This is a genomic window from Candidatus Bealeia paramacronuclearis (assembly GCF_035607555.1).
Lineage (GTDB): Bacteria > Pseudomonadota > Alphaproteobacteria > UBA9655 > UBA9655 > Bealeia > Bealeia paramacronuclearis.
The window spans coordinates 484870-498547 of sequence record NZ_JAVHWZ010000002.1; the positions used below are offsets into that span (position 1 = coordinate 484870).

Below are 13678 nucleotides of genomic sequence, written 5' to 3' on the forward strand. Positions count from 1 at the left end.
ATTTTCCTTCTAAGATACCTTCCTGAATCCCAAACTGGAGGACTTCAACTTCACAATGCACCCCTTTCAAGAATCACTTCAAAACTCAGATTCTCACATTTTCCAACTCATTCAAAATGAGTTACATCGCCAACAAGATCAAATCGAACTTATTGCCTCAGAAAACATAGTTTCCAAGGCTGTTCTTGAGGCGCAAGGATCCATTCTCACCAACAAGTATGCAGAAGGCTATCCCGAGAAACGCTATTACGGCGGTTGTGAGATGGTGGACAAAATCGAACAATTGGCCATAGACCGCCTTTGCGAGCTTTTTGGATGCCGTTTTGCCAATGTCCAGCCTCACTCAGGGTCTCAGGCAAATCAAGCCGTTTTTTTGGCATTTCTGAATCCGGGCGACACCTATTTGGGCATGTCCTTAAATGCAGGTGGTCATTTGACCCATGGTTCAAAAGTCAATATGTCTGGCAAATGGTTTAATCCGGTTTCGTATGCTGTGGATCCCAAAACATATCTCATTGATTATGAGGAAGTCAGATCCGTTGCGCATCAGGAAAAACCCAAACTTATTATTGCCGGAGGGTCCGCCTATCCCCGCATCATCGACTTTGCGAAATTCCGCGAAATTGCCGATGAAGTGAATGCAATCCTCATGGTCGACATGGCCCATTTCTCAGGCCTTGTAGCCGGTGGGGTACATCCATCTCCCCTCCCCCACGCCCATGTGGTCACAAGTACAACGCATAAAACTTTGCGCGGTCCTCGTGGCGGTATTATCTTGAGCAATCATGAGGATGTGGCAAAAAAAATCAACAGCGCGATTTTTCCAGGTCTTCAAGGGGGTCCTTTGGAGCATATTATTGCAGCCAAAGCGGTCGCTTTTGGAGAATCCCTCAGACCCGCATTTGCTCATTACGCACATCAGGTTGTTAAGAATGCCAAAATGATGTCAGAGACGCTCGAAAGCCGCGGCCTTAATATTATTACCGGTGGCACGGACACGCATCTTCTTTTGGTCGATCTCAGATCCTTAGGGGAGATTTCAGGGGCAGATGCGGAAGCAAGTCTTGAGCGCGCAGGTTTAACCTGCAACAAAAACGGCATTCCTTTCGATCCATTGCCCCCTTCAAAAACGTCGGGCATTCGTTTGGGAAGCCCTGCAGGAACGACCCGTGGATTTAAGGAAGCCGAATTTAAAGATATTGCCAATTGGATTGCCGATATTCTGCAAAGCCTTTCCAATTCTCCCGATGGAGATCCTGTGGTTGAAAGTCAAATTCGGGAAAGAACGCGGCAATTGTGCACACGCTTCCCCATTTATTAAGTAGGGTACATGCGCTGTCCTTTTTGTAACAATGCGGATACGACCGTTAAAGACACGAGGGCAAGCGATGAGGGAACCGTCATAAGGCGGCGACGTCAATGCCCCGAATGTCTCTCACGTTTTACAACGACAGAGCGCGTTCATTTGCGCGAATTGATTGTTCGGAAAAAGGATGGGCGAACGGAGACGTTTGATCGGGAAAAACTATTCCGATCCATTCGTCTGGCTCTTCATAAAAGGCCTGTAGAGGACGATCGCATTGAGCGCGTCATTACAGGCCTTGTCCGCCAATTCGAATCCTCAGGGGAGAGCGAAATTAGCTCAGCAGCCATCGGCGAGCAGGTAATGGAGGCCTTAGCACAACTGGATTCCGTGGCCTATGTGCGATTTGCTTCAATCTATAAAGACTTTCACGAAACCAAAGACTTCGAACAATTCATCGAACGCATTGAAAAAAGCTTCGTGGAGAATTGAGTGAGGGTATAGGTTCCCCAAAAATTCGTCAGCCAATTTATCGAATTTTTTTGCTTTGAAAAAATTTTAAAGTCGTTTGGAAAGGGCAATGGCCAAGCGCGTCATCCCTTTAATAACACCCGAAAGAAGCGGATACGCGGGAGCTTCTTTGGCGCCGTGGTCATAGGCAATGTCACGATGTTGGCATTCTTCCGCGCGGAATTTCTCAAGGGTGTTTTTTAGCGCCATCTGATCCTCGCCCAAAAATTTAATTTGCTCTTGGTAATGGGCATCGATGACTTCTTCTACAGCCGCAGTGCACGCCATGGCGGCTTTTTCGCCTAAAAAAGCTGTCCCCGCACCCATGGCATAAGCGCCCCAATGCCAAAGCGGCTGGAGAAGGGTGGGACGTACACGATTTTTTGGAATCATTTGGCTGAAGGTTTCTAAATGCGCGAGTTCTTGCGCATACATCTCTTCAATAACGACGGCTGAAGGTTTGTTTTTTAAAACACGCAATTGCCCTTCATAAATGCGTTTAGCACCATATTCGCCAGCATGATCCACACGAATGATGGATTCTAAATCTTTGGGAGTAAGCAAAAGTGTCATCGGCTTTTCCAAAATCCAAGAAAACTGAAAAGGCTTAAACCCAACGAGACAATAAAATTATAGCCCGCAAGGGAAATTCCAAAAAGACTCCAACTCACAAGGTTACAGGTAATGGTGGGGGTACCTAAAAGTTGAGCGCGCAAATCTTCAAGAGAGGCATTGGAATCAAATTGGGCCGTTTGGCAAAAGCTGGGCAATTCAAACCATCCATTTTGAATACCTACATGATAAAAAGACAACCCCATTCCAAAGAAAAAGATAAGCCCCGTGATTATCAGAAATTGAGGTTTTTTTAAAAACAGCCCCGAAAGGGCTACAATTCCTACCGCCCCATACACATACCTCTCATAATAACACAATTGGCATGCCTGAATGCCAAAGACATGCTCCATGATCCAAGCCATACCTAAACTAAAAAAACAAATGAGCACTATTGACACAAGAGCGCATCGTGTTTCAAAGAATTTGCAAATAAAGTGCATCATGGTAAATCCCCTATGCTTTTGAATGCATTATACGATCTTATTTCCAATCACGATAGATCTTTTCAAGAAGGTGAAAGTCTAATATTAATGTGTTCATGCTAGAGTTCAGAAATCTAGAGTGTCCATAGAGAAAGTCCTGTCACGGCGGCAATCAATTCTAAATCAAGATTTTTGTCTTTCATAGCGCGCGCTGTTTCAAGTTTCCCTCTAAGCTCACCTTCCATACGGCCTTTTTCAAGACCTTCTTCAAAGCCTTTGGCTTCGATTTTCTTGAAGGCAATGTCTATGCGTGGAGAGATTTTTTCCATAATTTAGCTCGTAATCCGTACTCTGTCTCAGGGCATCGGACCCGTGGCACGATGTTCTGTGCACCTAAAATACCTTCTCAGAGATACTATGATTATGTTTTATAATATCGCAATATGTTGCATAAAGTAACATTTCCAAAATCATCCAATCGCGTAGATAATTCCAAAACCGCCTACAAGAGCAGCCAAAGCTACAAATGTCACAAGGGTGAGGTTCTCATCAATATAGGTTTTGATGGAAGGTCCATAATACCAAAAGAGCGTGGCCAACATAAAGAACCGAAAACCGCGAGCAATAACGGAGGCCAACATAAATTTGAAAATATCAAGCCCCGTCAAACCGCAGGCAATAGTCACCACTTTATAAGGAATAGGCGTCAGGCCCTTTAAAGCAACAATCCAAAATCCCCATTGATTAAAGCTATGTTGAAATTTATCAAAAGCGGCTTGAAGGCCATAAGTGTGTAAAATCCATTCTCCCAAAGTTTCGTAAAGGGAGTATCCAATGGCATACCCCAATAGTCCACCCAAAACAGAGGTAATGGTACAAATAAAGGCAAGCTTCCAGACTTTATCGCGATTGGACAACAACATCGCAATATAAAGAGGATCAGGCGGTATAGGAAAGAAGGAACTTTCTGCAAAAGACACTGCACTTAAAACCCAAATCGCACGAGGGTGGTCTGCAAAACTCAGCATCCAATCATAAAATTTCCGAAGCATGAATGAAATATACCTTAAAAATAGAAAGAAACTCTAGATTTCCTATCACGGAATGAATTTTTTGCAAATATTTTATTGACTCCTGACAGATTGAAAGTATGATGCAGCCGTCGAGACGCACAGGGCCCCTGTGGCGGAACTGGTAGACGCGGCAGACTCAAAATCTGTTGTCCAAAAGACGTGGGAGTTCGAGTCTCCCCGGGGGCACCAATCTTCGTAAAAACACCTTTCTCCTTAACCCACCAAATCTTTCGACAATTACAATCTTAGAACGTACATTTTTAAAACAGGAGACCAGCATGTCACTTACCCCTTCTACGATGATGCCTTTGGGAACCACCGCCCCAAGTTTTGAGCTTTTGGATGTAATTTCCGGATCTTTTAAAAAGTTTAACGATTTAAAATCTCAGCACGGAACCGTTGTAATGTTCATTTGCAATCACTGCCCTTTTGTTAAACATATCCAATCTGAACTTTTTGCAATGGCCAAGGCATATCAAAACAAAGGAATTTCGTTTATTGCTATTAACGCCAATGATGTTGAAAATTATCCGGAGGATTCTCCTGAAAATATGAAGCGTCTCTCAAAAGAATTGAATTATGAACTTCCTTATCTTTTTGATGAAACTCAAGAGGTTGCAAAAGCGTATGAGGCTGCCTGCACACCTGACTTTTTTGTATTCGATAGCAATCTCAAATGTGTTTACCGGGGACAATTTGATGATTCACGACCTGGAAATGGCGTTCCAGTCACGGGAGCTGATCTGAAAGACGCGCTTGAAGCCCTGCTTCACCATCATCCCATTTCCTCCCGACAAAAACCCAGCATTGGCTGCAACATTAAATGGAAGGCAAAATAGGCTTCCTTCTTTGCTGAAGAGCATTCCACATCTCCTTGTCTTGCCCATAGAGGTCTTTGACGAAATGGGCGCGACCTTGTTCGTCTTTCCAGACGGTAAAATAAGTGATGTAAACGGGCAAAGGTGATTTGAGTTTGATATGCTTTGTATCACTACCAGAGGATTCTTGCTTTATTTTTTCAGGTGTCCAAGCTTGTGGATCGTTCAAAACAAAACTTGCGAGTTTAGCAGGATTTTCCACGCGAATGCAGCCTGAGCTAAAATCACGCTCTGATTTAGAGAATAGATTTTGCTCTGGTGTTCCGTGGAGATACACATCCAAATTAGGAAGATTTGCAGAAGCATAATCAATAGTAAATCGAATTTTCCCCAAAGCATTGGCAGATCCTGGACTTTGCACAATTTGATAGGGGAAATTGCCAGAGGAGTAAGAACTCCAATTAATCGAGGATGCACTTACGGCATTGCCCGCACTATCATAAAAATTATAGCCCTTGCCAGAAAACGCATTAGGATTTTTTTGCAGTTTGGGAAGCTTGTCTTGGACGGCAATATTGTAAGGAACATGCCAGGAAGGATTAAAAATCACTTCGTTTAATTGCGCGTAAAAGCTGGGTGTTTTGCGATAGGCCCGCCCAGCGATCACAGGCATTGTGAATAAAATTTTATTGTTATCAACGGCCTCTAATTCAAACCCTGCAATATTCACAAAAATGTGACGCGCACCTAAGGTATCGGGGAGCCATCTTTGACGCTCAAGGCTTACAATAATTTGCTCAATCCGTTTTTCAACGGGCGTATTGAGAGCCTCCAAAGTCTCATTCCCTATTTTTCCTTTGGGGTCAATGCCATGGGTTTCTTGGAAAGTTTTAAGCGCACTTTCAACCGTATCATCAAATTGATCTCCGGATTGATGCGCCGAATCAAGAGCCCCTTGGGCGACCAGCTGATGCCTTAAGATTTGCACAGCTTCATTGCTTTTTCCTTTTTCTAATTTAACACCTTTTGGAAGTGTGGGCCACCCTCCTTGCTCTTGGATGCGCTTGTAGTACGCTAAAAGCTCTTTTAAGTTTTGGTATTCTTTGCGTGCAGGACCCAATGTTGAAATCCAAGCGCAGCTTTTAGGATTGGAGAAAAACGCCTTTAACAGTTGAGCCTCACTGACTTCAATAGGCTTAATGTAAAGGGTTTTGTCGACATTTTTGGGATTGAGACGTTCACCCTTCATATCGGAAATATAAAGAAGTGTCAGGGAGGTTAAAATTTCATCCGCTTTCATCTGTTGAGAGGGATCTGAAATTGAGATTTTTTTTAAAGCCGCCAGCTGGGGGGCATAATCTTGGGGGTCAAGGCCTTCCTCCTCAACGTGAGCAAGCTTCTCCATGAGAGTTTGCGCGCATTCGTTCCATTTTCCGTTCTCAATCCATGCCATTTGCCCCGCACGATCTTTATAAAACAAGTCTTTAGAATCTGAGGCTCCGCTTAAATTTGAAGAAACCATTAGCAGAAGTGCTGTCAATTTGAATTTTTTAAGGTTCATCTTAAAATTCCTCTTTCCTGATAAAAGTTTTCCACAAGTTGTTGACGGGAGGGGGGCGAGTGGTATATATACTCGATCCATCCTTCGTGGAATTTTATATAGGACTATTATGGCTCATCATCAATCAGCAATAAAGCGTATTCGTCGCGATACGAAAGTAAAATTAAGAAATCATGCGCGCATCAGCCGCATTCGCACCTTTGTGAAGAAAGTAGAAATAGCAATTTCCACTGGAAACCAAGCCGATGCGAAGTTGGCCTTGCAAGAAGCACAATCCGAATTGTTGTCCGGCGTCACAAAAGGTGTTCTTCATTTGAACACGGCATCCCGGAAGATCTCACGTCTTTCTTCACGCGTATCACAACTCGCGTAATATGAGGGGGAACTTCTCCCCCTTATTTTTTCATAGTTATTGGTCCCCCAATCTTTGTTGGGTTATGCATTTTCTGGCTCGAGGTTAGGAATGAAAGTCGCACACGTGCAAAAAAATCTGCAAGACGAGTGGGCCCAAGTCAAGGAGCAGCTTTTGCGCGAGTATGGCCAGGCGACATATTCGAGCTGGCTGGATCCGCTTTCCCTTGTGGGGCTTCAAGAAGATTGTGTGGTTTTAGCGGCACCCAATGATTTTATGCGAGATTGGGTGCTGAATCATTATGCCCAAAGCATCGGAAACTACCTCAAATCGGTGAATGATAATTATGGCCGCGTGAGTATTATTTGCGACTCTCAACTTACAAAAGACGTCGAAATTGCAGAAGAGGAACGGGAATCTATTAGTGCCTCCCTTGACCCTCGTTTTACCTTTGAAAATTTTGTGGTGGGAAAATCTAACGAACTTGCTCATGCTGCAGCACGAAAAGTTGCTGAATCCAAAGATGTCACATTCAATCCGCTTTTCCTTTATGGAGGAGTAGGACTCGGAAAAACCCATTTGATGCATGCTATTGCCTGGCACATTAAAAAGTGCCACCCTGAGCGCAAAGTCATATATCTTTCTGCTGAAAAATTTATGTATCAGTTTATTAAAGCGCTGCGCTTTAAAGATACAATGGCCTTTAAAGAACAATTTCGCTCTGTTGACGTTTTGATGATTGACGACGTGCAATTCATCAGCGGGAAAGATTCAACCCAAGAAGAATTCTTTCACACGTTTAATGCTCTCGTAGATCAAAATCGTCAGGTTATTATTTCAGCTGACAAATCACCCTCCGATCTGGAAGGCATGGAAGATCGAATGAAATCCCGTCTTGGATGGGGACTTGTTGCCGACATTCATCCCACGAACTATGAGCTTCGTTTAGGAATCCTCCAAGCCAAAGTAGATTCTATGGGAATTGATGTTCCCTCCAAAGTTCTTGAATTTCTCGCCCATAAAATTAGCTCGAATGTCCGCGAACTTGAGGGCGCTTTAACCCGTATTGTAGCTCATTCAACTTTGGTCGGCCGTGATATTACTCTTGAGACTACACAAGATGTTTTGCGCGATTTATTACGTGCCAATGACAGACGCGTAACCATGGACGAAATCCAAAAGAAAGTAGCCGAATATTATAACGTCCGATTATCGGACATGCATTCACCCAGGCGCGCACGGGCCATTGCACGGCCTCGACAAGTGGCCATGTATCTATGTAAAGTGCTAACCCAGAGATCTTTACCCGAGATCGGACGGAAATTTGGGGGGCGCGATCATACAACCGTGATGCATGCTGTAAAAAAGGTTGAAGAATTAATGATATCCGAGAAGAGTATCGGAGAAGATATCGATTTATTACGTCGAATGTTGGAGAACTAAATGACCGCACAAGCTCTTTTAAAAACTGAATCCGCAACCTCTAGTTTTGAAGTCATTCTGGACCGCTCAGTCCTTGTAAGAGCCCTGGGCCATTGCCAAGGTGTTGTTGAAAGAAAAAACACAGTTCCAATTTTGGCCAACGTGATGCTTGAGGCCAGAAATGGTCAGCTGAAAATGACGGCTACAGATCTTGAGATTGCTTTTGTCGAAACGATTGAAGCTCATGTCTCTCAAGAAGGCATCACAACCGTTTCCGCTCATTTCCTTTTTGACATCGTCAAAAAGCTTAAAGATGGGTCTGAAGTCTTATTAAAATTAAAGTCCGAAACAGGACAATTGGAAGTCAAATCCGGCAAATCCCAGTTTCACCTGGCAACAATTTCTCCTGAGGAGTTTCCTCACCCGAATGCCGGGGATTTGCCTTATCGTTTCACACTTCATGCCCAAGAACTCGCCCGTCTGATTGATCGCACCCGCTTTGCAATGGCGACCGAAGAGACACGCTATTATTTGAACGGTATTTATTTGCACGCAACAGTAGATGGATATTTACGTGCGGTAGCAACCGACGGCCACAGATTGGCCCAAGCCGAGATGGATTTGCCTACAGGCGCTCAAGGTTTACCTGGCGTGATTGTCTCACGCAAAACAATTTCGGAATTACGCAAACTCATTGATGAGGCTGCAACCCAAGTCGAAGTCTCTCTTTCTGAAACACAAATCTGCTTTGTACTGGGCTCCTCTATCTTAATCTCGCGCCTTATTGAAGGCACTTTTCCTGATTATGAACGCGCTATTCCTCAAAGTAATGAGAGCCCTCTTGAAGTTTCTGTGGCACTTTTCGCAGAAGCCGTTGATCGTGTATCCATCATTTTGAATGACAAGGCGCGTATTGTGAAACTTCATCTCTCGCCCAACCAATTGCGTCTTTTGACTGAAAACCAAGAAGGGGGAAGGGCCTCTGAAGACATCGAAGTCACTTATTCAGGACAAGATATGGACGTAGGGTTTAACTCTCGGTATATCCTCGATATGACACAACAAATGACAGGCGAAACACTTCAATTAATCTTTGGAGATGCCACCCTTCCCGTCATTGCCCGAGATCCTCTGGATGAACATGTTCTTTATGTTCTCATGCCCATGCGTGTATGAAGAAGAAGTAAAAGCTCATCATACAGATCCTTGCATTTTGCGCAGTCGCAGTTGGTTGTGCACGAATGAAACAGGTTCCCCCATTAAGCAGGGGGAGGGCTAAAATCGCCTTTATTCGGGAGTGATTCAAAGAACACTCACGCTGCGATTGTGTTTAAATGCGTCAGAAGCGTTTGTATTTAGCTTCAAATAGTTCACACTCTGACGTGCAAACTATTGAACAAATCTGAGCCCTGGGCCCCTCACGAACAAAGCCCTTAAAATCGTTCACTCTTACTGCGCTGTAGATTTATTACACTTTGTTCCTTCGGTTCCCAAATAACATTGCCATTCTTGCTTACAACTGACTTTCCAGGCTTTAACTTTATGAGCGATAGAGTCTACTTGTGATTGAAGACGCTCAAGCCCACTCTTTGTCAAACCTGTAAAGTTGGTATCTTTTTGGTAGTTTTCAGCAGCTCCCTGAATTTGGTTATAGAGCGTCTTTATTGTATTTGAAAGATGCGCATACTCTGGTTTTTGACTCTCTCGCCCAGCATTTTGAATTGCCTCTAAAAAATCAGGATATTGTTCATATAACATTTTATCATTAAAAGCAGATGCAGCGCCATAAAACTCTGTCACAGTATTTAAATATTCATTCACAATGAGTTGGCAATCATCCGTATTTAACGCGGGATGGGTTTCTTTGGCGTTAAGCTTATGAACACTTGTCAATGAGCTAGCACTGAAAATCAAAGCCGCGGATATTATAAGTTGTTTTTTCATTTTGAAACTTTCCTCTGTTTTTTGAAATCTAAACAGTACTAAAATTAAAATGTTCACCATATTTATTATGAATTACAATTATTTTTACAATACTCACTGCCCAGCAGGCAATTACAGAATGCCTTACATTTTGTACTTTTCCATTTATCAATTTTGTTTTCAATGGAGTCAACTTGACCCTGAAGCCTCTTCATACCTACTCCTGCTAAACTTTCAAGGTCTGAGTTTTTCTCAATAGTATAAGCACCTTGAATTTGACCATTATAAGTTTTGATAGCATTCGCAAGATTTGATCGAGATAAGGTCGCAGCTTTAACTGCGGCTAGGAATTTTGGATATTTCTGATACAATGTGTCATTATTGAGTGCGTTTGCTGCATCATAAAATTGACCCACCGTATCAAGATATCCCTTGTAGATTTTCTGACAATCCTCACTTGTCTGACTTTTAAGATCATGAACATTTGTCAATAAAATTGCGCTGAAAAGAATAATCGTAGATATTATAAGTTGTTTTTTCATTTTGAAACTTCACTCTGTTTTCTTGAAGTTAGCTTACCATAAAAAACCGCTGCACGAAAACGTCTAAAAACTTATTATATTTTAATACTTTTTTAAAATTTTTTCTCTAATCCTAGTCCCGATATGATTATAGAGGGCATTTTCACATGAAAGTTTTCAAATCCATCTTCATCATTTTTCTCGGTTTACTTTTCTTAAACGGCCCTCAAAGTGCCATTGCAGGACATAAAAAGCATAATTCATCGACTACAGAGCCCACCTCTTCAATTACACCCCCTCAAAAACAGAATTTAGTGAAAGAGGAGGAGAAGAAAGATGAAATCAGCATTCGCATCGATAATAAAACTGAGGAACATCACAGCGATCCTTCAAGTCCAAAGCTCTTAAAAGTAGAAATGTCTGAAGAGGAGTTTGAGAAAAAATATTTTCAAACCTGTAGTAAATTTTCTTTTCTGATGACCCGGATTGCAAAAGGAACCCAATACATTTCATTTTTTGGATCAACTATATTAACAATGGTGACAGTTTTTGCAAATACAGAGCCCACCACAACACGTTGGGTTTCGGTGGGAAACTTTGTCCTTGAAATTGCAGGGTTTGTGGGGTTTGGAATTGAGGTATATACTAATAATTTCCTTCAAGAGGCCAAAGAAAAAGGGGGGAAATAGAAATTTTTTCTTTTCAATTAAAAAATCATTTTTATTTTTTTAATTTGGGTTTTTCTTAAATTTTTTGCCTAATTTTAAAGGTGGATTTAAGTAATTATATACATCAACAGCATCCCACATCACTACACGCTAACCTCAAAGTCGAAATGCAATAGTACCTTACCATACTATTGCATTTCGACTTTGAGGTTAGCCAATATCAATATTATCAATCAAAAGATGCCCTACATCCAAAATGTTGATGGAGTGTTCTTGTAAACATCTTGGACATAGGCCCCCGGACTTTTTGCAGGTCTACTTGAGCACTAAGTTTTATCATCCATCTCAACCGCTTTCATTGAGAGGAAAACAATAGTGCGGCGATACACAATCTTTTCATAAGAGATCTCCCTATTTTTTATGGAAATCTATCAGCACAGAATCAGTAGATAAAAATTAATCAGTTTTTTTGCCTTTCAACTTAGAAGATCAAAGCCAGATCTGTGTCATTTATTCTGAAGTTTTTTCAAAATCTCCTGACCTTCGAGGGATGAAAAAGCCTTTTGAGCTATTTGTGCTGTTTCAATACAATATTGACGTTCAGCTTCTGATATTTTTTTCAAACCTTTTTCAGTAGCCTCAAGCGTTTGCTGGATATCAATCTCAGAGAAATTCATTTTAGATCTCAAAACATGAGGACGCAACGCATGGATCACATCGGACAGGTCTTCGACTATTTTCTTTCGGCTTAAAAATACTGCATAATATATAGCTCGTCCCGTTTCGTTTTCAGAACCTGAAATACTCAATATATATTTTCTTAATTTAATTATTTCCATATAATTAAGAGACAAATCCGAGGCGACTTGATTGTAAAATACAGCTAAGCTCTGGGGGATGGTGAGGTTAAAAACAAGGCGAAACTTAGTAGAAGTTATATGAAAGAAATCTTTGTCCCTCAGTGTGTTGTAGGTTTTTCTTAAATCATCCCGAAGTCTTTTTAAGAAAAAATCATTATTTTTATCATCTTCTGCAATATGATCAACTTTAAGCAGAATATTTTTTTGGATGGGATGATCAACAAATATAAAATCTTCTTTATTATTATAATCAAAACTAGAAATTATTTCCTCTAATTCCTTTGACATTTTCTTATATTTTACTAAAATATAATTCGGAATATATTTGAGTTCAATATTAGAATCTTGATGTTCATCACCCACTGAGTAAGCCCCTGTGGCTTTCGCATGACATACTGAAAAACACCCTAAGACCAAGATTACTTTAATTAACTTATTCATTTCACACCATAAATTAAGGATAAATTATTTTTATCATATACAATTAAAACCTAAATACACAAGCACCTTTTCATCCAGCAGAAAAATTCAAGACTGTTCACTTTAGAGCCTTTGCTCTTTTTTCTTTGCTTCCAGATCCATAACGTAACGAATAACTTGAGCTACGGCCTTATATTGATCGGGTTTGATAAATTGATCCACTTTGACAGAGGCATAAAGCATACGCGCCAAAGGGGGATTTTGGACAACGGTCACATGTTTTTCTTGCGCCACATCTCGCATTTTAAGTGCTAGCGTATCCACCCCTTTAGCAATGACTTTTGGTGCAGGCATTTTTTCCTCCCATTTCAATGCCACCGCATAGTGGGTTGGATTCATAATCAGGACTGTGGCCTCAGGCACTTTTTCAAGGGTTCGGCTTTGAGAAATCTCCCGCTGCATTCTTTTGATTTTGGCTTTAAGGTGCGGATCCCCCTCCATTTGCTTATGCTCTTCTTTCACTTCCTGCTTACTCATTTTCATTTCTTTAAGAAATTGGAAACGCTGGAAGAAATAATCAAACCCGGCAATCACAGCAAGGCTCACGGCGCCCGCAATAAAAAGATCCAGAATCACTGTCTTGAGTTCATTCAAAATCTCACTCACGGGCAAAGTGACGATCACATCTAACCGTGAAACTTCCGGCCAAATCACCCAGAAAATAATCCCCCCCACAATGGACATTTTCAAAAGACCCTTAAAAAACTCGGCCATTGATTTTAAAGAAAAAAGACGCTTGATGCCTTTCATGAGGGAAATACGCTCGAACTTAGGCTTTAAAGGATCGGCTGAAATTAAAAACTGAGTTTGAGAAAGGGCTGAGATCACACCCGCCACAATAAAAAGAGAGAGTGGCAAAATCATAATTAATGTCACTCGCCAAAGTGTGCCTGAAATAAATTCAATATAAGAGTGCCCTTCTGGCACAATGGTATGCGCCGCTTCAAAATAAGGTCTAAGAGCGTTGCTTAAGTTTCGAGAAATAGACGGCGACCAAATCCCCACCAAAATACAGCACACCAAAAACGCAAAGAAATGATTGACCTCTTTTGAAAGAGGAATTTGACCTTTTTTCCGCCCTTCTTCCAGTTTATGGGGGGTGGCTTCTTCTGTCTTTTGAGAGGCATCCTTCTCGTCTGACATACCCCTC

General features: G+C 41.7%; 16 protein-coding genes and 1 tRNA gene. 8 read left to right on the top strand and 9 right to left on the bottom strand.

What is annotated here, in order from left to right; genetic code table 11:
• Window positions 1-55: 55 nt before the first annotated feature.
• On the top strand, window positions 56-1321 hold the full coding sequence (gene glyA, locus Bealeia2_RS07345) for a serine hydroxymethyltransferase (protein WP_331256398.1): 1266 nt from the start codon (window positions 56-58) through the stop codon (window positions 1319-1321).
• Between the two features lie 9 nt (window positions 1322-1330).
• Window positions 1331-1795, top strand: a complete 465-nt coding sequence (gene nrdR, locus Bealeia2_RS07350; RefSeq protein WP_331256399.1) for a transcriptional regulator NrdR — start codon at window positions 1331-1333, stop codon at window positions 1793-1795.
• A 66-nt stretch (window positions 1796-1861) separates the two neighbouring features.
• Here the strand turns inward: nrdR and Bealeia2_RS07355 are convergent, their stop codons facing one another.
• The 4 genes from Bealeia2_RS07355 to Bealeia2_RS07370 form a co-directional block, all read right to left on the bottom strand.
• Window positions 1862-2386, bottom strand: a complete 525-nt coding sequence (locus Bealeia2_RS07355; RefSeq protein WP_331256400.1) for a demethoxyubiquinone hydroxylase family protein — start codon at window positions 2384-2386, stop codon at window positions 1862-1864.
• On the bottom strand, window positions 2383-2826 hold the full coding sequence (locus Bealeia2_RS07360; RefSeq protein ID WP_331256401.1) for a disulfide bond formation protein B: 444 nt from the start codon (window positions 2824-2826) through the stop codon (window positions 2383-2385). Before Bealeia2_RS07360 ends, Bealeia2_RS07355 begins: the two co-directional genes overlap by 4 nt.
• 158 nt (window positions 2827-2984) lie before the next feature.
• Entirely contained in the window at window positions 2985-3179 is a 195-nt protein-coding gene (locus Bealeia2_RS07365) for a hypothetical protein (RefSeq protein ID WP_331256402.1), read from the bottom strand.
• A 141-nt stretch (window positions 3180-3320) separates the two neighbouring features.
• Complete coding sequence (locus Bealeia2_RS07370) at window positions 3321-3902, bottom strand: YqaA family protein (RefSeq protein ID WP_331256403.1); 582 nt, start codon at window positions 3900-3902, stop codon at window positions 3321-3323.
• A 124-nt stretch (window positions 3903-4026) separates the two neighbouring features.
• On the opposite strand from Bealeia2_RS07370, the gene Bealeia2_RS07375 reads away from it, so the two are divergent.
• Together Bealeia2_RS07375 and Bealeia2_RS07380 are read left to right on the top strand one after the other, a co-directional pair.
• Window positions 4027-4112 (top strand) — tRNA-Leu (locus tag Bealeia2_RS07375).
• A gap of 89 nt (window positions 4113-4201) precedes the next feature.
• Window positions 4202-4762, top strand: coding sequence for a thioredoxin family protein (locus Bealeia2_RS07380; RefSeq protein ID WP_331256404.1), 561 nt, complete (start codon window positions 4202-4204; stop codon window positions 4760-4762).
• Here Bealeia2_RS07380 and Bealeia2_RS07385 read toward each other — a convergent pair.
• Window positions 4743-6302 (bottom strand): L,D-transpeptidase family protein, encoded by a 1560-nt coding sequence (locus Bealeia2_RS07385; RefSeq protein WP_331256405.1) that lies wholly within the window; start codon window positions 6300-6302, stop codon window positions 4743-4745. The two genes, Bealeia2_RS07380 and Bealeia2_RS07385, sit on opposite strands and share 20 nt — an antisense overlap.
• Before the next feature lie 109 nt (window positions 6303-6411).
• Between Bealeia2_RS07385 and rpsT the strand changes: the two genes are divergently transcribed.
• From rpsT to dnaN, 3 genes are all read left to right on the top strand, one after another.
• Complete coding sequence (rpsT, locus tag Bealeia2_RS07390) at window positions 6412-6675, top strand: 30S ribosomal protein S20 (protein ID WP_331256406.1); 264 nt, start codon at window positions 6412-6414, stop codon at window positions 6673-6675.
• 90 nt (window positions 6676-6765) lie between these two features.
• Window positions 6766-8097, top strand: a complete 1332-nt coding sequence (gene dnaA / locus Bealeia2_RS07395; protein ID WP_338453563.1) for a chromosomal replication initiator protein DnaA — start codon at window positions 6766-6768, stop codon at window positions 8095-8097.
• Window positions 8098-9252, top strand: a complete 1155-nt coding sequence (dnaN, locus tag Bealeia2_RS07400; protein WP_331256408.1) for a DNA polymerase III subunit beta — start codon at window positions 8098-8100, stop codon at window positions 9250-9252.
• Between the two features lie 273 nt (window positions 9253-9525).
• Here the strand turns inward: dnaN and Bealeia2_RS07405 are convergent, their stop codons facing one another.
• Both Bealeia2_RS07405 and Bealeia2_RS07410 read right to left on the bottom strand, forming a co-directional pair.
• Complete coding sequence (locus Bealeia2_RS07405) at window positions 9526-10020, bottom strand: hypothetical protein (RefSeq protein WP_331256409.1); 495 nt, start codon at window positions 10018-10020, stop codon at window positions 9526-9528.
• Between the two features lie 65 nt (window positions 10021-10085).
• Entirely contained in the window at window positions 10086-10541 is a 456-nt protein-coding gene (locus Bealeia2_RS07410) for a hypothetical protein (protein ID WP_331256410.1), read from the bottom strand.
• A gap of 146 nt (window positions 10542-10687) precedes the next feature.
• Here Bealeia2_RS07410 and Bealeia2_RS07415 point away from each other — a divergent pair, with 146 nt between their 5' ends.
• The gene (locus Bealeia2_RS07415) at window positions 10688-11209 is read left to right on the top strand and encodes a hypothetical protein (protein WP_331256411.1); all 522 of its coding nucleotides are present in this window, start codon (window positions 10688-10690) and stop codon (window positions 11207-11209) included.
• 485 nt (window positions 11210-11694) lie between these two features.
• Here Bealeia2_RS07415 and Bealeia2_RS07420 read toward each other — a convergent pair whose 3' ends face one another.
• Together Bealeia2_RS07420 and flhB are read right to left on the bottom strand one after the other, a co-directional pair.
• Window positions 11695-12489 (bottom strand): hypothetical protein, encoded by a 795-nt coding sequence (locus tag Bealeia2_RS07420; RefSeq protein WP_331256412.1) that lies wholly within the window; start codon window positions 12487-12489, stop codon window positions 11695-11697.
• 102 nt (window positions 12490-12591) lie between these two features.
• The gene (gene flhB / locus Bealeia2_RS07425) at window positions 12592-13671 is read right to left on the bottom strand and encodes a flagellar biosynthesis protein FlhB (RefSeq protein ID WP_331256413.1); all 1080 of its coding nucleotides are present in this window, start codon (window positions 13669-13671) and stop codon (window positions 12592-12594) included.
• Window positions 13672-13678 lie beyond the last annotated feature (7 nt).

Bases quoted from the DNA above. Each gene is read 5' to 3' on its own strand.
- glyA (WP_331256398.1), top strand. From the start codon at position 56: ATGCACCCCTTTCAAGAATCACTTCAAAACTCAGATTCTCACATTTTC.
- nrdR (WP_331256399.1), top strand. From the start codon at position 1,331: ATGCGCTGTCCTTTTTGTAACAATGCGGATACGACCGTTAAAGACACG.
- Bealeia2_RS07355 (WP_331256400.1), bottom strand. From the start codon at position 2,386: ATGACACTTTTGCTTACTCCCAAAGATTTAGAATCCATCATTCGTGTG.
- Bealeia2_RS07365 (WP_331256402.1), bottom strand. From the start codon at position 3,179: ATGGAAAAAATCTCTCCACGCATAGACATTGCCTTCAAGAAAATCGAA.
- Bealeia2_RS07370 (WP_331256403.1), bottom strand. From the start codon at position 3,902: ATGCTTCGGAAATTTTATGATTGGATGCTGAGTTTTGCAGACCACCCT.
- Bealeia2_RS07380 (WP_331256404.1), top strand. From the start codon at position 4,202: ATGTCACTTACCCCTTCTACGATGATGCCTTTGGGAACCACCGCCCCA.
- Bealeia2_RS07385 (WP_331256405.1), bottom strand. From the start codon at position 6,302: ATGAACCTTAAAAAATTCAAATTGACAGCACTTCTGCTAATGGTTTCT.
- rpsT (WP_331256406.1), top strand. From the start codon at position 6,412: ATGGCTCATCATCAATCAGCAATAAAGCGTATTCGTCGCGATACGAAA.
- dnaA (WP_338453563.1), top strand. From the start codon at position 6,766: ATGAAAGTCGCACACGTGCAAAAAAATCTGCAAGACGAGTGGGCCCAA.
- dnaN (WP_331256408.1), top strand. From the start codon at position 8,098: ATGACCGCACAAGCTCTTTTAAAAACTGAATCCGCAACCTCTAGTTTT.
- Bealeia2_RS07405 (WP_331256409.1), bottom strand. From the start codon at position 10,020: ATGAAAAAACAACTTATAATATCCGCGGCTTTGATTTTCAGTGCTAGC.
- Bealeia2_RS07410 (WP_331256410.1), bottom strand. From the start codon at position 10,541: ATGAAAAAACAACTTATAATATCTACGATTATTCTTTTCAGCGCAATT.
- Bealeia2_RS07415 (WP_331256411.1), top strand. From the start codon at position 10,688: ATGAAAGTTTTCAAATCCATCTTCATCATTTTTCTCGGTTTACTTTTC.
- Bealeia2_RS07420 (WP_331256412.1), bottom strand. From the start codon at position 12,489: ATGAATAAGTTAATTAAAGTAATCTTGGTCTTAGGGTGTTTTTCAGTA.
- flhB (WP_331256413.1), bottom strand. From the start codon at position 13,671: ATGTCAGACGAGAAGGATGCCTCTCAAAAGACAGAAGAAGCCACCCCC.